The sequence below is a fragment of the Burkholderia sp. AU15512 genome, from assembly GCF_002223325.1.
Taxonomy (GTDB): Bacteria; Pseudomonadota; Gammaproteobacteria; order Burkholderiales; family Burkholderiaceae; genus Burkholderia.
In genome coordinates, this window is sequence record NZ_NKEX01000008.1 from 122,522 (window position 1) to 137,239 (window position 14,718).

19 protein-coding genes are annotated in these 14,718 nt (G+C 69.9%); 14 read left to right on the forward strand and 5 right to left on the reverse strand.

Annotation, left to right across the window (positions count from 1 at the left end):
* Positions 1–161: 161 nt before the first annotated feature.
* A complete protein-coding gene (locus tag CFB43_RS32860; protein WP_089498318.1) occupies positions 162–638 on the forward strand; it encodes a response regulator in 477 nt (158 codons plus the stop codon).
* A 30-nt stretch (positions 639–668) separates the two neighbouring features.
* On the opposite strand, the gene CFB43_RS32865 is transcribed toward CFB43_RS32860, so the two are convergent.
* The gene (locus CFB43_RS32865) at positions 669–1,880 is read right to left on the reverse strand and encodes an MFS transporter (protein WP_089498319.1); all 1,212 of its coding nucleotides are present in this window, start codon (positions 1,878–1,880) and stop codon (positions 669–671) included.
* 38 nt (positions 1,881–1,918) lie between these two features.
* Complete coding sequence (locus CFB43_RS32870; protein ID WP_089498320.1) at positions 1,919–2,188, reverse strand: DUF4148 domain-containing protein; 270 nt, start codon at positions 2,186–2,188, stop codon at positions 1,919–1,921.
* A 194-nt stretch (positions 2,189–2,382) separates the two neighbouring features.
* Between CFB43_RS32870 and CFB43_RS32875 the strand changes: the two genes are divergently transcribed.
* Entirely contained in the window at positions 2,383–3,276 is an 894-nt protein-coding gene (locus CFB43_RS32875; protein ID WP_089498321.1) for a LysR family transcriptional regulator, read from the forward strand.
* 117 nt (positions 3,277–3,393) lie between these two features.
* On the opposite strand, the gene CFB43_RS32880 is transcribed toward CFB43_RS32875, so the two are convergent.
* From CFB43_RS32880 to CFB43_RS32890, 3 genes are all read right to left on the reverse strand, one after another.
* Positions 3,394–3,876, reverse strand: coding sequence for a PRC-barrel domain-containing protein (locus tag CFB43_RS32880; RefSeq protein WP_089429293.1), 483 nt, complete (start codon positions 3,874–3,876; stop codon positions 3,394–3,396).
* 91 nt (positions 3,877–3,967) lie between these two features.
* Positions 3,968–4,399: a CBS domain-containing protein gene (locus tag CFB43_RS32885; RefSeq protein ID WP_089459853.1), complete on the reverse strand. Its 432-nt coding sequence runs from the start codon at positions 4,397–4,399 to the stop codon at positions 3,968–3,970.
* Between the two features lie 79 nt (positions 4,400–4,478).
* Positions 4,479–4,733 carry a hypothetical protein gene (locus tag CFB43_RS32890; RefSeq protein ID WP_089498322.1) on the reverse strand — a complete coding sequence of 85 codons (255 nt, stop codon included), beginning with the start codon at positions 4,731–4,733 and terminating at the stop codon, positions 4,479–4,481.
* 195 nt (positions 4,734–4,928) lie between these two features.
* Here CFB43_RS32890 and CFB43_RS32895 point away from each other — a divergent pair, with 195 nt between their 5' ends.
* The 12 genes from CFB43_RS32895 to ligD all read left to right on the forward strand — a co-directional run bounded on the left by CFB43_RS32895 (position 4,929) and on the right by ligD (position 14,698).
* Positions 4,929–5,234 carry a hypothetical protein gene (locus tag CFB43_RS32895; RefSeq protein ID WP_089498323.1) on the forward strand — a complete coding sequence of 102 codons (306 nt, stop codon included), beginning with the start codon at positions 4,929–4,931 and terminating at the stop codon, positions 5,232–5,234.
* Positions 5,235–5,418: 184 nt separating this feature from the next.
* On the forward strand, positions 5,419–5,646 hold the full coding sequence (locus CFB43_RS32900) for a hypothetical protein (RefSeq protein ID WP_089498324.1): 228 nt from the start codon (positions 5,419–5,421) through the stop codon (positions 5,644–5,646).
* Positions 5,643–5,954 carry a hypothetical protein gene (locus CFB43_RS32905; RefSeq protein ID WP_089498325.1) on the forward strand — a complete coding sequence of 104 codons (312 nt, stop codon included), beginning with the start codon at positions 5,643–5,645 and terminating at the stop codon, positions 5,952–5,954. Before CFB43_RS32900 ends, CFB43_RS32905 begins: the two co-directional genes overlap by 4 nt.
* A 25-nt stretch (positions 5,955–5,979) precedes the next feature.
* Positions 5,980–6,288, forward strand: coding sequence for a hypothetical protein (locus tag CFB43_RS32910; RefSeq protein ID WP_089498326.1), 309 nt, complete (start codon positions 5,980–5,982; stop codon positions 6,286–6,288).
* A gap of 112 nt (positions 6,289–6,400) precedes the next feature.
* Entirely contained in the window at positions 6,401–6,910 is a 510-nt protein-coding gene (locus CFB43_RS32915; RefSeq protein ID WP_089498327.1) for a DUF892 family protein, read from the forward strand.
* A gap of 406 nt (positions 6,911–7,316) precedes the next feature.
* Positions 7,317–7,505 carry a DUF3008 family protein gene (locus tag CFB43_RS32920; RefSeq protein ID WP_039371381.1) on the forward strand — a complete coding sequence of 63 codons (189 nt, stop codon included), beginning with the start codon at positions 7,317–7,319 and terminating at the stop codon, positions 7,503–7,505.
* Between the two features lie 46 nt (positions 7,506–7,551).
* Positions 7,552–7,713, forward strand: coding sequence for a DUF1328 family protein (locus CFB43_RS32925; protein ID WP_006767422.1), 162 nt, complete (start codon positions 7,552–7,554; stop codon positions 7,711–7,713).
* Entirely contained in the window at positions 7,710–8,096 is a 387-nt protein-coding gene (locus CFB43_RS32930; RefSeq protein ID WP_089498328.1) for a DUF3022 domain-containing protein, read from the forward strand. Before CFB43_RS32925 ends, CFB43_RS32930 begins: the two co-directional genes overlap by 4 nt.
* A gap of 134 nt (positions 8,097–8,230) precedes the next feature.
* On the forward strand, positions 8,231–10,336 hold the full coding sequence (gene katE, locus CFB43_RS32935) for a catalase HPII (protein WP_089498329.1): 2,106 nt from the start codon (positions 8,231–8,233) through the stop codon (positions 10,334–10,336).
* A 12-nt stretch (positions 10,337–10,348) separates the two neighbouring features.
* The gene (locus tag CFB43_RS32940; protein ID WP_089498330.1) at positions 10,349–10,852 is read left to right on the forward strand and encodes a DUF421 domain-containing protein; all 504 of its coding nucleotides are present in this window, start codon (positions 10,349–10,351) and stop codon (positions 10,850–10,852) included.
* 39 nt (positions 10,853–10,891) lie between these two features.
* Positions 10,892–11,905, forward strand: a complete 1,014-nt coding sequence (gene ku / locus CFB43_RS32945) for a non-homologous end joining protein Ku (RefSeq protein ID WP_089498331.1) — start codon at positions 10,892–10,894, stop codon at positions 11,903–11,905.
* A gap of 24 nt (positions 11,906–11,929) precedes the next feature.
* Positions 11,930–14,698 (forward strand): DNA ligase D, encoded by a 2,769-nt coding sequence (gene ligD / locus CFB43_RS32950; RefSeq protein WP_089498332.1) that lies wholly within the window; start codon positions 11,930–11,932, stop codon positions 14,696–14,698.
* The last annotated feature ends 20 nt before the right edge of the window (positions 14,699–14,718 follow it).

Below are 14,718 nucleotides of genomic sequence, written 5' to 3' on the forward strand. Positions count from 1 at the left end.
GTCGCCCACGCCGGTGGGGCGAGACAGAAACGAAAGCGCAGCGTGACGCGCATGAAGGGCTCCGGTACGACGATTCGACCTGTACAGCAACCGCCGTTCCGCATCGGCCGGGACGGGCGCGGGGTTTGCGTGGAGGCGGTGTCAACGACAGGAGAAACGCGATGCTTCCCGATCCCGGCGACGATCCGGCCGCGGACGACGTGCTGCTGTGGCGCGCCCCCGACAGCGTGCCGCGGCGCCCGCGTCGCGTGCTGATCGTCGACGACTATCGCGACGCCGCCGATGCGCTGCGCCTGCTGCTCGAGGCGCGCGGCTTCGAATGCCGCGTTGCCGTCGATCCGTTCGCCGTCTGCGCGATCGCGCGCGACTGGCAGCCGTTCGCGGTCGTGCTCGATATCGCGATGCCGGGCCTCGACGGGCTGCAGCTGGCGGCGCGGCTGCGCGGTGATCCGCACACCGGCGACATGCTGCTCGTCGCGTGCAGCGGGTTAGCGTCGCGACGCGATTGCGAGGCGGCGAAGCAAGCCGGGTTCGACGCGCACTGCGCGAAGCCGCTGACGCCGCACCGGCTGCTGGGCTATCTGGACGCGGCGAGCGGCCGCGCGACGCCGGACGGGGCGGTTACACGGTGCTTGTAAAAAAGCCGTCGGGGCGTCGCGGCGCAGGCATCAACCGCCGGTGCGCGTGGCGGCATGTCGGGCCGACCGGCCCGCGACGGCGGCCAGCCCGCCGGCGAGCGCGAGCAGCGCCGCGCTCATCGCGAAGGTCGCGCGGTAGCCGTGCAGGTCGAACAGCATGCCGCCGATCGTCGCGCCGAGCCCGATCGCGAGTTGCACGACCGCGACCATCAGCCCGCCGCCGGCTTCCGCATCGTGCGGCAGCGTCCGGGCGAGCCACGTCCACCAGCCGACCGGCGCCGCGGTGCCGAGCAGCCCCCAGGCGCCGAGCAGGCAGGCGGTGGCCGCCGTGGAGCCGCCGAACACCATCAGCGCCGCCGCAATCGCGGCCATCAGTGCCGGCGTGGCCACGAGGGTCCGGTAGAGCCCGCGTTCCAGCACGCCGCCGATCAGGAACGTGCCCGCGAAACCCGCGACGCCGATCACGAGCAGGAGCAGCGACAGCGTGACGGTGCCCGCGTGCGTGACGGTTTCGAGGAACGGACGCAGGTAGGTGAACAGCGTGAACTGGCCCATGAAGAACACGCTCACCGCCGCCATGCCGAGCGCGACCGGCGGCCGGGCCAGCAGCCTGAGCGCGTTGGCCGACGCGCGGCGCGGCGCGGACTGCATCGACGGCAGGCTGACGAGCTTCCAGCCGAATGCGATCGCGGCGACCGGCACGACGCAGAAGAACGCCCAGCGCCACCCGACGATTCCGCCCAGAAAGCTGCCGAGCGGGGCCGCGACGACGGTCGCCAGCGCGTTGCCGCCATTCACGATCGCCAGCGCGCGCGGCACGTGCGGCGCCGGCACGAGGCGCATCGCGGTGGCGGCCGACATCGACCAGAAGCCGCCGATCGCCACGCCGATCAGCGCGCGGCCGGCGATGAACGCCGCGTAGTTCGGCGCGAACGCGACGAGCGTGCCGGACACGATCGTCAGCAGGGTCAGCACCAGCAGCAGCGGCTTGCGATCGCGCCGGCCGGCGAGCGACGCGATGAACAGGCTCGTGACCAGCGCGAACGCGCCCGACACGGAGATGGCCTGGCCGGCCTGGCCTTCGCTGACGTGCAGGTCGCCTGCGATCGGCGTGAGCAGGCTGACCGGCATGAACTCGGAGGCGACCAGCGCGAACGCGCCGAGCGACATCGCGAGGACGGCGCCCCATGCGGCCGCACCGTCGGGTGCGGTGCCGCGATCGGGGGTGGAGACGGATGGCATGTCGGAAACCGGATCGGAAAAAAGAAGGGGGCGCGCGCTCAGTCGCAACGCGTCGTGGCGCCGTGCACGGCGAGTTGCGTGCGCGCGTCGTCGGCGCGCCCGGCCTGCACCCGGGCCGCGGCGGCCTGGGCGTCGTCGACCCAGCTGCGCGGGTTCATGCGCGCCGGATTGAAGCCGGCGGCCTCGTAGCGCCGCAGGTCCTGGCGGACCTGCTCGCGCGTCAGGCCCGGTGCGGATTGCGCGAACGGCGAGCCGGACGCGACCAGCATGGCGATGGCGGCGACGGCGGTGAGAAAGCGGGTAGGCATGAGGTTGGGCTCCGGAATGCGGGTAGTCCGAGCGTCCGGGCGCTGCCGCGACGCATCGGGTCGATGGCTTCGCAGTCTAGTGATTCGTCGCGGATCGATTAAGTAGCGCGGCGCGCTTGGACTCATGAGCCAAACTGATGAATCGCCGCCGGCGGTGCTACGATGAGCGTCCGTCCCGACCGGAGCGTTTCGACATGGCGCGCGAAAATCTGAACGACCTGCTCGTGTTTCTCGCGGTGGCCCGCGAGCGCAGCTTCACGCGTGCGGCCACGCGGCTCGGCGTGTCGCAGTCGGCGCTGAGCCATACCATTCGCGATCTCGAGGCGCGGGTCGGCGTGCGGCTGCTGACGCGCACGACGCGCAGCGTGTCGACGACCGACGCGGGCGAGGCGCTGTTCCAGGCGGTGGCCCCGCGCATCGACGAGATCACCGCGCAACTGGCCGCGCTGTCGGATTTCCGGGACAAGCCGGCCGGCGTGGTGCGCATTACCGCCACCGAGCATCCGATCGATACGATCATCTGGCCGAAACTCAGGCAGGTCCTCCCCGACTACCCCGATATCCGCATCGAGCTGTCGGTCGATTACGGGCTGTCGAACATCGTCGAGGAGCGCTACGACATCGGCGTGCGCTACGGCGACCAGGTGGCGAAGGACATGATCGCCGTGCGGATCAGCCCGGACGTCCGGATGGCGATGGTCGCGTCGCCGGCCTATCTCGACGGCCGCAAGCCGCCGAAGAAGCCGCAGGACCTGCTCGATCACGATTGCGTCACGTTGCGGCTCGCCACCGCGAAGGGCATCTATGCGTGGGAGCTGAAGAAGGGCAGGAACGACGTGCTGGCGCGCGTGAACGGCCGGATCACCTGCAACACGCAGCCGCACATGGTGCAGGCGGCGCTCGACGGCTTCGGCATCGCGTTCGTCACCGAGGACATCGTGCTCGAGCATGTCCGCGACGGCCGCCTGCGGATCGTGATGCCGGACTGGTGCCCGGTCTTTCCCGGCTACCACGCGTACTATCCGAGCCGCCGCCCGGCGTCGCGCGCGTTTACCGTCGTGATCGACGCGCTGCGGCATCGCGCGTAGCGCCTGTCGCCAGTCGCGTCCGGGCCGCCCCCGCGACGGCCGGCAAGAAAAACGCCCCGCGCGGGCGGGGCGTTCGAAGCGGCTGCGCCGGTGAACCGGCGCAGCGCGATGGCGCGATCAGAGACGGTCGCGTGAGCGCGGATCGTTCAGTTCCTCGGTCGGGTCGGTCAGCCCGAGTTCGTCGCCGGCGCTCCAGTACGGCGTGCTGCCGTAGAACTCGTGCAGCGGTGTCGCCCATTGCGGATCGGCCATCGCCGGCCAGTGGTCCTTGTCGAACCCCGGCGCGTTGCGGATCCGCTCGGACGACACCGACAGCAGGAAGCATTTGCGCTCGGTGTCGAGCGTGAGCGCGCTCCACGGGATCGCGTGCAGCTTGTCGCCGATGCCGAGGATGCCGCCGCTCGACAGTACCGCGTAGGCGACGCGGCCGGAGCGCACGTCGAGCATGATGTCCTTGATCTTGCCGACATCGTCGCCGTCGGTCGTATAGACCTTGTCGCCTTCCAGCGTATCGGCCGCCATCACGTCGGGGCCAGGGCCGGCCGCCGTCGCGGCACCCTTGCCGATGATGCGGGTTTGACCTTGATCGGAAGTCTGCATGGTTTCCTCCAGGCTGCATGGGGCGCGACGGTGCCCGGGGCGGGCCCTGCGGGTCGCGCGGGTGGGTCGGGACGGGGCGAGGGTCGCTCCGTCACGTCTGCTTCGGTTGCGACACGCCTTCGAGCGTGTTCGCGAGATCGTCCCGCTCGGGGCCGGCCATGCGCGTCGCGATGTCCGCGAGCGACAGCATGCCGACCAGCCGCTTGTCGTGATCGACGACCGGCAGGCGGCGCAGTTGCGCGTCCGCCATGTAGTGCTGGATCTCGTCCAGCGAATCGTCGTCGAAACACCATTCGATCGGGCCCGATGCGACTTCGTGGATGCGCGTCTCCGGCGGCTTGCCGGCCGAAATCGCGCGCACCGCGAGATCCCGGTCCGTCACCATCCCGATCAGCCGGTTGTTGTCGCACACGGGCAGCGCGCCGATGTCGTAGCGCTCCATCAGTTGCGCGGCATGACGGATCGAGTCGGTCGGTGCGATGTGCACGACGTCCTGCGACATGATTTCGTTGACGCGATGCATGAAATTCTCCTCACGAATGCGGTAGTGCAATGGATCGAAATGGGCCGCACAAAATCAGCAAGCCACGTGCCGTGCGCGCTCACGCGTCGCCGCGTTCGCGCTTGTCCTGCCACGGCCCCTCGTCGTGCGTGCCGGGCGGCGTGTCCGGCTCGATGCGCGTGACGCCGCCGGTCGCGGGCGGGTCGCTCGCGGGAAACGTGTCCTCGAGCTGCTTGTCGATATGGCGTTCCGAATGGCGCGTGCGCGCGCGGTCGTGGTGCTTGAGCGGCGGCGACGGATCAGGTTGCCGTTCGTGTGCCGGCGCGTCGTGGCCGGTCCGGGTCGAATCCTTCATCGCAAGCCTCCATGTCGATGCCGATGGCGTGTCCCATCCGCAACGGCCATGCCCGGTCTGCGCCGAGATACGCCGATATGCACCGAACGCACGCGGCACGCGACTTGCCGCGAGGGCGATGACGATGTTGATGACGCAGGCGGATGGCGCAACCGGTGCCGGCCGTGTCTACATCTACATCGAGCGGGAGGCACGATGACGATTCCGAAACGACGACCGGGCGTGCGCTACGAGGTCAACATATGCGGCGGCGGATTCGATTCGTTGAAGAGCCATTTCAACGAATGGAAGCATGAACCGCTGATCTACCGGCCCGAGCGCCGGATGTTCGAAGGCAAGGCAGACGTGAGGCCGCTCGGCGGCGAGACGTTCGGCTCGACCGAGCCCGCGCGGTTCGCGCTGCAGCGTGCGTGCGAGCCGCACGACCCGTATGCGCTCGCCGCGCAGGTGCGCGATGACGGCCGCGAGCTGTGGCTCGTGATGGCCGCTTTCGACGCGTAGCCGCGCCGTTGCAAGATTTGCAGCGGACGGTGTAGCGAAGGCACGGCAGGCCGTTCGCGGCACCCGCGTGCGCGTCGCGGCGGACACGCGGATGGCGAGAACGACGGCATGCGGCTTGCGCACCTTGGGCAGGCGAAGGTCGCGCCCGCTGTCGACCCGCCGACCCCGCAAGGAGGGAGTGCCGATGACACCTGACCCAGCGCAGTGGCTGCAGCGGCCCGAACCGCCGCTACCCGGCATCGGGCCGGATCCGGAACCGCCCGATCCCGACGACGTGCCCCCCGACCTGCCCGAGCCGTACCGGCAACCCGAGGGCGACCCGCCGGGGCATGCCCCGCCCGAGCGCGAGCCGCCGGAGCATACGCCCCCGATGGGCGTGGTATCGCGAACGCGCACCGAGGCATCGCCATGAGCATCCGCGTGAAACCCGGCGTGCTGCGCGACATCGCCGAAACGCTCGGCCGCCATTTCGAGGCGCGCGCGATGCCGTTCCATATCGAGGAAAAGCCGCGCGGCGCGCTGCATATCGGCTTTCGCGTCGACGGTCATCCGGCGTCGCTGACCGTGGCGTTCGACGCCGACGCGTTCGCCGCGCTCGAGCACGCCGCCATCGACTCGCAGCGCCGCGCGCTCACGCGCGTGGCGGTCGAATTCGACGCGATGATGGCGCGTCGCGCCCCGACCGCGTACGCCGGCGATTTCCATTTCAACCGGCTATGAGATGCCGGTCACAGGGAGGATTGCGATGAACCCGATCCGGAAGACGATACGCATGGGCATCCTTGCGTGCGCCGCCGCGTGCGCGCTGGGCGCATGCACGCAACCGGCGAACGGCCCCTACGGCGCCCGCGGGACGCCACCCGACAGCCGTGGCGCACAGTCGACCACGACGATGCCCGACGCGAATACACGTGGCGACACGCGCCCGGCGCCGGGCACCCTGATGCCGCAGGGCGCGGCCGGCGGCGAAGCGGCCGACGGGCCCTCGACCGGCGCGAACGGTGCGCAGGGCGACCGGCCGCTGCCGGGCACGCCGCCGCTGATGCAGTACTGACCCGGCGTCCGTACCTCGCTCACGGCATGCGCGCGGGATCGCGTGCGCCGTGCAGCGCGCCGTCCAATGCGGCGCACGGCATGCCGCCCCGCGATGCGGCCGGAGGAAACCGATGGCGAATCCGCGCGAACACCTGGAAGACTGGCTGCGCGATGCGTATGCGATGGAGCGGCAGGCGGAGATGCTGCTCGCCGCGCAACTGAAACGGCTCGATCACTATCCGCAACTGCAGGATCGCTTGCGCCAGCATCTCGACGACACGATCGGCCAGCAGGCGCTCGTCGAAGCCTGCCTGATGCGGCTCGGCACGACGCCGTCCGCGATCAAGGATCTGGCCGCGCGCGTTGCCGCGTATGGCCGGATCGCGACCGGCATGCTGGCCGTCGATGAAGTGGTGAAGGGCGCGCTGGCCGGTTACGCGTTCGCGCACGTCGAGATCGCCGCGTATACGGCGCTCGCCGCGGCCGCGCAGGCTGCCGGCGAAGCGGAGATCCACGCATGCTGCGAACGGATCCTGCAACAGGAGCGCAGCCTGGCCGCGTGGCTGCTGCGCCACCTGCCGGCACTGACGACCGCCTTTCTCGACCGTTCGGCCGTCGATCGCATCGACGCGAAGCGATGACGGTTGACGATCCGGCATGCTTCACGGCTTACAGAATGTGTGTCCAAAACTTGCCGTCGGCTTGTAAATAATCCGCTCCCGCTCGCGGCGACACGCAGCGCGAACCCGCCACGGACGCGCTTCGACGAGCTGGCACGCTCAATGCATGAGGCATGCAGACGGTCAACCGTGAATCGACTCATCGGGCGGCTTTCGAGGCGGGCTTCGCCGGGGCCACGCGGCCGAGGCATCGTTCTTGCGCGTGGCGCCGTGGCGAAGGATCGCCGGGCGATGACGATTTCGCGAGCCGGCCCGCAGTGCCGTGACGCGGCGTGACGGCCGGGCGATTCGACCGCACTCGACCACGTTCAACCGCGTGCGCGCCACCGCTTGCCGCGATGCGCGCACCCACGAGAGGAGCACGACCATGCCAGCCAAATCGCAGGCCCAGCAACGCGCCGCCGGGGCCGCCCTGTCGGCCAAGCGCGGCGAGACGAAGATGAAGGATCTCAAACCGCCTTCGAAGTCGATGGCCAAATCGATGAGCGAAAAAGAGCTCGAGAAAATGGCTTCCACGCCGGCTCACGGCAAACCGAAACACAAGCACGACGCCTGATCGACGCCGATACGTACCGGCGACCGCTGTCATCCAGGAGGGTTCCATGCTTCGATACGCCATCATCTTCTTCATCATCGCGATCATCGCGGCCGTGTTCGGGTTCGGCGGCATCGCAGCCGGCGCGGCGGAGATCGCCAAGATCCTGTTCTACATCTTCGTGGTGATCTTCCTGGTCACGCTGCTGCTGGGCGTCGTCCGACGATGAGCGTCACGCCCAACCGGTCGCAGCGCATCGCGGAACTCGAGCATGCGCTCGCGAACGGTTCCCCGTCGGCATCGACCGTCGTCGTGCACGCGGACGATGCGTCCGGGCGGCTGACGATCCAGGTGTCGTGGGTGCGTGTGCCGGCCGACGCAAGCGCGCGCGACTGGCGTTGCGCGGTCGACCTGCGGTTCGATCCGGACGTGATCACCCGCTATGCGTCGCTCGACGCGGCCGAACGGCTGCGCGTGCGCACCCATCTGGGCGACCGCGCGCAGCGCGCGGTGGACGCGCGCCAGCCGCGCGTCGAGGACGCGGCGATCGAATGCAACGTCGCGCTCGACGTGACGCGCGCCGAACTCGACGCGGCGTTGCGCGCACCCTGAATGAAGCCACCGCCGGCCGGCGGGTGCGGTTGCGCCCGGCCGCGCCGGTTTTCCTGCTGTTCCCGCCACGTGCGTGCCGCAGTCATGCGGCGCGCGCGGCGGATACCCTTCCGAACGCCACGAGGATTCAATCGATGACCCATTCCCCCTCATCCGGCAAGACGCCGCCCGCCCAGCCGCAGGACAGCGCGAAATCGCGCCAGCTCGACGAGCACCGTTCGCGGCCCGACCACGAGGCGCTGCGCACCAACCAGGGCGTGCGGATCGCCGACAACCAGAACACGTTGCGCGGCGGCCCGCGCGGCCCGTCGCTGCTCGAAGACTTCATCATGCGCGAGAAGATCACGCATTTCGATCACGAGCGCATTCCGGAGCGCGTGGTGCACGCGCGCGGCTCGGCCGCGCACGGCGTGTTCCGCGTGTACGAGCCGATGGCCGACTACACGAAGGCCGCGTTCCTGCAGGACCCGGCCGCCGAAACGCCGGTGTACGTGCGTTTCTCGACGGTCCAGGGGCCGCGCGGCTCGGCCGACACAGTGCGCGACGTGCGGGGCTTCGCGGTGAAGTTCTATACCGAAGAGGGCAACTACGACCTCGTCGGCAACAACATGCCGGTGTTCTTCATCCAGGATGCGATCAAGTTTCCCGATTTCGTGCATGCGGTGAAGCCCGAGGCGCCGAACGAGATGCCGACCGGCGCGTCCGCGCACGACACGTTCTGGGATTTCGTGTCGCTGGTGCCGGAGACCACCCACACGGTGCTGTGGCTGATGTCCGACCGCGCGCTGCCCGCGAGCTTCCGCGCGATGGACGGCTTCGGCGTGCACACGTTCCGCTTCGTGAACGCGGCCGGCGCCGAGCGTTTCGTGAAGTTCCACTGGCGGCCCGTGAGCGGCGCGTATTCGCTGCTGTGGGACGAAGCGCAGCGCATTGCCGGCCATGACCCGGACTTCAACCGGCGCGACCTGTGGATGGCGATCGAGCGCGGCGACTATCCGGAGTTCGAACTCGGCGTGCAGATGATCGATCCGGCCGATGCCGACAAGTTCGACTTCGACCTGCTCGACCCGACCAAGCTGGTGCCGGAAGAACTCGTGCCGGTGCGGCCGATCGGCCGGATGACGCTGAACCGCAATCCCGACAACTTCTTCGCGGAAACCGAGCAGGTCGCGTTTCATCCGGGGCACGTGGTGCCCGGCATCGACTTCACGAACGATCCGCTGCTGCAGGGGCGCCTGTTCTCGTACACCGATACGCAATTGAGCCGGCTCGGCGGCCCGAACTTCCACGAGATCCCGATCAACCGGCCGGTGTGCCCGTTCGCGAACAACCAGCGCGATGCGATGCACCGGCAGACGATCAACGTCGGGCAGGCGTCGTACGAACCGAATTCGACGAGCGGCGGCTGGCCGCGCGAGACGCCGCCCGCGCCGGCCGGCGGCGGCTTCGAGACCGTGCACGAGCCGCTCGAAGGCGACAAGGTGCGCGTGCGCAGCGAGACGTTCGCCGATCATTTCTCGCAGCCCGCGCTGTTCTACCAGAGCATGTCCGAGATCGAGCAGCGGCATATCCGCGACGCGTACTGCTTCGAGCTCGGCAAGGTGACGCAGCCGCACATTCGCGAGCGGGTGGTCAACGACATCATCGCCCGCTTCGACGCGGGGCTGGCCGCGCAGGTGGCCGAACGGCTCGGGCTGCCCGCGCCGCACGGGGGCGCGACGCCGGCAGTTGCGCAGCGTTCGCCCGCGCTGAGCCTGATCGGCCGCGCGAAGCCCGGCATCCGGTCGCGCAAGATCGCGCTGATCGCGACCGGCGGCACGAGCGAGGCGCTCGTCCAGCAGGTGCGCGATGCGCTGCTGGCCGCGCACGCGGTGCCGACGATCGTCGCGCCGACGCTGGCGCCGATCGGCAGCATCGTGCCGCAAGCGACGCTGGCCGGCATGCCGTCGGTGATGTTCGACGCGGTGTTCGTGTGCGGCGGCGACGGCGACGGCCGCGACCTCGCGCACAGCGCCGACGCGCGGCATTTCGTGCGCGAAGCGTTCAAGCACCTGAAGCCGATCGCGGCCGTCGGGTCGGGGCGGCAATTGCTGAGCGCCGCCCACCTGCCGGACCCGGCCGAAGGCGTGTGCGTCGGGCAGGCCGTCGATCTCGACGCAGTCCTGAACGACCTGTCCGACCATATCGGCCGCCATCGCGTCTGGGCACGCGAGCAGCAGGCCGCCGAGTTGCCGGCCTAGCGCCACGCGATCATGGACGTCGTCGTCGCGCTGTTCGGGCAGGGCCGGATGCTCGACCCCGGGCAGATGGTGCTGCGCTCGATCGTCGTGTTCGGGATCGCGCTGGTGCTGATCCGCATCGCCGGGCGGCGCGCGTTCGGCCAGCGTTCGCCGTTCGACTACGTGGTCGGCATCCTGCTCGGCGCGATCCTGAGCCGCGCGGTGGTCGGTGCGTCGCCGTTCGTCGCGACGGTGGCCGCGTCGCTCGCGATCGCGCTGCTGCATCGCGTGATCGGCTTGGCCTGCTTGCGCTCGCGCCGGCTCGAGCGGCTGCTGGTCGGCGCGGAACGCGAGGTGTATCGCAACGGCCGCTTCGACGACGCGCAGATGCGCGCGGCGCTGATCACGCCGACGGACGTCCATGAGAGCGTGCGTCAGGCGCTCGGCGCGGACGACCTGTCGGACGTCGACGCGGCGATCCTGGAGCGCAACGGCCACGTCAGCATCGTGCGGCGCAGCCGTTCCCGAAAGCCCTGACGGTTGCGCGCGGCGACGGACGCCGCAAGGAGGACATCGATGACACGCATGATCTGGAAAGGCGCGATCAGCTTCGGGCTCGTTCACGTGCCCGTGCAGCTGTTCCCGGCCACGCGCACCGTGAAGCCGTCGTTCCGGCTGCTCGACAAGCGCTCGATGGACCCGGTCGGCTATCGGCAGGTCAACAAGCGCACCGGCAAGGAAGTCACGCGCGAGGACATCGTGCGCGGCTACGAGTACGAGAAGGAGCGCTATGTCGTGCTGACCGACGACGAGATCCGCGCGGCGAACCCCGAATCGACGCAGACCGTCGACATCGTCACGTTCGTCGATGCGGGCGCCGTGTCGTTCCTGTATCTCGACACGCCGTACTACCTCGTGCCCGACCGCAAGGGCGAGAAGGTCTATGCGCTGCTGCGCGACGCGCTGAAGGACAGCGGCAAGATCGGCATCGCGCACGTCGTGATGCGCGACCGCCAGCATCTCGGCGCGCTGATTCCGGTCGGGCCGCTGCTCGCGCTCGATACGCTGCGCTGGCAGGAGGAACTGCGGCCGCTCGACGAACTGTCGGTGCCGGCCGACGACGCGAAGCGCGCGGGCGTCAGTGCGCGCGAACTCGCGATGGCGAAGAAACTGATCGACGACATGTCGGGCTCCTGGACGCCCGACGAGTATCACGACACGTTCCGCGACGACATCCTCGAGCTGGTCGAGCGCAAGGTGCGCGCGGGCCGCATCGAGGAAATCGAGGATCGCCCCGCGCAGACGGCGCGCACGGCGACCAACGTGGTCGATCTCACCGAGCTGCTCAAGCGCAGCCTGAAGGGCGGCGGTGGTGCGCGTGCCGCGCGCGCGGACGACGACGAGGAAGACCGTGCGCCTTCGCCGTCGCCATCGACGGGCGCGCGGCGCAAGCCGGCGGCGAAAACGTCCGCGAAGGGCGCGGCGAAGAAGCCGGCGAATGCAGCGGCGAAGCGCGCGGCCGCGAAGCACGGTGCGACCGGCACGCACACGGCGAAAAAGACCGCCGTGCGCCGCAAGCACGCGGCGTGACGATGCGGGAAGGAGGGTGAAGCGATGGCCGGCAAGCTCGAACCCTATCGCCGCAAGCGCCGCTTCGACGCGACGCCGGAACCCGAGGGGGCGCACGGGCGGCGGCGCGTGCGCGCGGATGCGGACGCGAGCGTGGAGAAGGCGCATGTAGCGCATAAAGCAGCGCATAAAGCGCATCAAGCGCGACCATCGGCGCGCACGGCCCGGCCGCTGCGCTTCGTGATCCAGGAGCATCACGCCCGACGGCTGCACTACGATTTCCGTCTCGAACTCGACGGCACGCTGAAGTCATGGGCGGTGCCGAAAGGGCCGAGCGTCGACCCGTCGGTGAAGCGGCTGGCCGTGCACGTCGAGGATCATCCGCTCGAATATGCGTCGTTCGAAGGCGAGATCCCGGCCGGCCATTACGGCGCGGGCTCGGTCACCGTGTGGGACGAGGGCACCTGGACGCCCGACGGCGGCATTGCCCAAGCGCGCGACGGCTACCGCGCGGGCAAGCTGACGTTCCGGCTCGACGGCACGAAGCTGCACGGCGGCTGGGCGCTGGTGCGCAGCGGGCGGCAGCAGGGGCGCCAGGAGCAATGGCTGCTGATCAAGGAACGCGACGACGATGCGCGCGATGCGGCCAGCTTCGATGTCGTCGCGCAGCAGCCGGGCAGCGCGCATGACGGCCGGACAAAGGCGGCGCGCAAGGCGCCTGCCCATCCGCCGCCTGACGGCGGGGCGTGCACGACGGCGCTCGATCCGTCGCAGGTGGAAGGCGCGGTGCGCGCGGCATTGCCCGAGCGCGTGACGCCGCAGCTCGCGACGCTCGTCGATGCCCCGCCCGCTCACGATGATTGGCGCTACGAAGTGAAATTCGACGGATACCGTATCCTGGCCCGGATCGCGGGCGGCGGTGCGCGCCGGCACGTCACGCTGATGACGCGCGAAGGTCGCGACTGGACCGCGAAGCTGCGCATGCAGCGCGACGCGCTCGCGGCGCTCGAGGTCGAGAACGCGTGGCTCGACGGCGAGGCCGTCGTCCTGGGCGAGCACGGGCTGCCCGATTTCCAGGCGCTGCAGAACGCGCTTGGCGCGGGCCGTTCGGACGCGGTGACGCTGTTCGTGTTCGACCTGCCGTTTCTCGACGGATACGACCTGCGCGATGCGCCGCTCACCGCGCGGCGCGCGCTGCTCGAACCGTTGCTCGCCGGTAGCGACCCCGCGCGGCTGCGCTACTCGCCCGATCTCGGCGACGACGTCGCGTCGCTGATCGCGAGCGCGTGCGACACGGGGCTCGAAGGGCTGATCGGCAAGCGCGCCGATTCACGCTATCGCGGCGGCCGCTCGTCCGCATGGATCAAGCTGAAATGCCGGCGGCGGCAGGAGTTCGTGATCGGCGGCTATACCGAGCCGTCGGGCAGCCGGCACGGCTTCGGCGCGCTGCTGCTCGGCGTGTACGAACCGGCCGCGGGCGGCAAGCAACCACGCGGCAAACCGCCGTTGCGCTATGTCGGCCGGGTCGGCACCGGGTTCGATACGCGTCTGCTCGACCGGCTCGCGGCGACGCTGCGCCAGCACGAACGCGGCACGACGCCGTTCGATCCGCCGCCGCGGGAACGGTCCCGCACGCGCGTCCACTGGGTCGAGCCGACGCTCGTCGCCGAATGCGAATTCGCGGAATGGACGAGCGACGGCATCGTGCGGCAGGCGGCGTTCATCGCGCTGCGCGAAGACAAGCCGGCGCGGCAGATCGTCCGCGAAGTGCCGCGGCCAACCGAAACGGAGGCGACGATGAACGAAACCCGCGCGGCGCATGGCGCATCCTCGCATGCCCCGCAACCCGATACGGCGCACGGCCGCAAGCATGGCGCGCGCGCGTCCGCGTCTGCCGGCGACACGCAGCGCGCGGCCGCCGCCGATCGGTTCGGCCGCGTGCGCATCACGCATCCCGATCGGGTGCTCGATCCGCACAGCGGCACGCGCAAGATCGACCTCGCGCACTACTGGCAATGGGTCGCGCCGTGGCTGCTGCCGGACCTGAAGGGCCGGCCCGTGTCGCTCGTGCGCGCACCGGGCGACATCGCCGGCGAACTGTTCTTCCAGAAGCATGCCGAGCGCCGCGAGATCCCGTTCGTCACGCAGCACGAAGGGCTCGATCCCGGCCACGGGCCGCTGCTGTCGATCGACAGCGTCGATGCGCTGCTCGGCGCCGCGCAGATGGGCACGGTCGAGCTGCACACGTGGAACGCGCACGCGTCGAACATCGAGCGGCCGGACCGCATCGTGTTCGACCTCGATCCCGATCCGGCGCTGCCGTGGCGCGCGATGATCGACGCCGCGCAGCTCGTGCGCGGGCTGCTCGACGAGCTGGGCCTCGCGTCGTTCTGCAAGACGAGCGGCGGCAAGGGGCTGCACGTCGTCGTGCCGCTCACGCGGCATGCGGGCTGGGACGACGTGAAGGATTTCTCGCGCGCGGTGGCGCAGCACGTCGCGGGCGCGCTGCCCGACCGTTTCACGGCGACGATGGGGCCGCGCCACCGGCGCGGCAAGATCTTCGTCGACTACCTGCGCAACGGCCGCGGCGCGAGCACGATCGCCGCGTATTCGGTGCGCGCGCGGCCTGGCATGGGCGTATCGGTGCCGCTCGACTGGGACGAGGTGCCCGCCACGACGGGCGGTGCGCAATGGACGATCGACACGCTGCGTGAACGCCTCGATGCGTTGAAACGCGATCCGTGGGAAGGCTATGCGAACGCGCGGCAGCGCATCACCGCGTCGATGCGCGCGCGGCTGGGGGCTGAAACGTGAATGCGTCAACGCCGACGCGG

Coding starts and splice junctions, on each gene's coding strand:
- CFB43_RS32870 (WP_089498320.1), bottom strand. CDS start 2,188: ATGCCTACCCGCTTTCTCACCGCCGTCGCCGCCATCGCCATGCTGGTC.
- ku (WP_089498331.1), top strand. CDS start 10,892: ATGACACGCATGATCTGGAAAGGCGCGATCAGCTTCGGGCTCGTTCAC.
- CFB43_RS32865 (WP_089498319.1), bottom strand. CDS start 1,880: ATGCCATCCGTCTCCACCCCCGATCGCGGCACCGCACCCGACGGTGCG.
- katE (WP_089498329.1), top strand. CDS start 8,231: ATGACCCATTCCCCCTCATCCGGCAAGACGCCGCCCGCCCAGCCGCAG.
- CFB43_RS32895 (WP_089498323.1), top strand. CDS start 4,929: ATGACGATTCCGAAACGACGACCGGGCGTGCGCTACGAGGTCAACATA.
- CFB43_RS32915 (WP_089498327.1), top strand. CDS start 6,401: ATGGCGAATCCGCGCGAACACCTGGAAGACTGGCTGCGCGATGCGTAT.
- CFB43_RS32900 (WP_089498324.1), top strand. CDS start 5,419: ATGACACCTGACCCAGCGCAGTGGCTGCAGCGGCCCGAACCGCCGCTA.
- ligD (WP_089498332.1), top strand. CDS start 11,930: ATGGCCGGCAAGCTCGAACCCTATCGCCGCAAGCGCCGCTTCGACGCG.
- CFB43_RS32890 (WP_089498322.1), bottom strand. CDS start 4,733: ATGAAGGATTCGACCCGGACCGGCCACGACGCGCCGGCACACGAACGG.
- CFB43_RS32910 (WP_089498326.1), top strand. CDS start 5,980: ATGAACCCGATCCGGAAGACGATACGCATGGGCATCCTTGCGTGCGCC.
- CFB43_RS32875 (WP_089498321.1), top strand. CDS start 2,383: ATGGCGCGCGAAAATCTGAACGACCTGCTCGTGTTTCTCGCGGTGGCC.
- CFB43_RS32920 (WP_039371381.1), top strand. CDS start 7,317: ATGCCAGCCAAATCGCAGGCCCAGCAACGCGCCGCCGGGGCCGCCCTG.
- CFB43_RS32930 (WP_089498328.1), top strand. CDS start 7,710: ATGAGCGTCACGCCCAACCGGTCGCAGCGCATCGCGGAACTCGAGCAT.
- CFB43_RS32905 (WP_089498325.1), top strand. CDS start 5,643: ATGAGCATCCGCGTGAAACCCGGCGTGCTGCGCGACATCGCCGAAACG.
- CFB43_RS32925 (WP_006767422.1), top strand. CDS start 7,552: ATGCTTCGATACGCCATCATCTTCTTCATCATCGCGATCATCGCGGCC.
- CFB43_RS32880 (WP_089429293.1), bottom strand. CDS start 3,876: ATGCAGACTTCCGATCAAGGTCAAACCCGCATCATCGGCAAGGGTGCC.
- CFB43_RS32940 (WP_089498330.1), top strand. CDS start 10,349: ATGGACGTCGTCGTCGCGCTGTTCGGGCAGGGCCGGATGCTCGACCCC.
- CFB43_RS32860 (WP_089498318.1), top strand. CDS start 162: ATGCTTCCCGATCCCGGCGACGATCCGGCCGCGGACGACGTGCTGCTG.
- CFB43_RS32885 (WP_089459853.1), bottom strand. CDS start 4,399: ATGCATCGCGTCAACGAAATCATGTCGCAGGACGTCGTGCACATCGCA.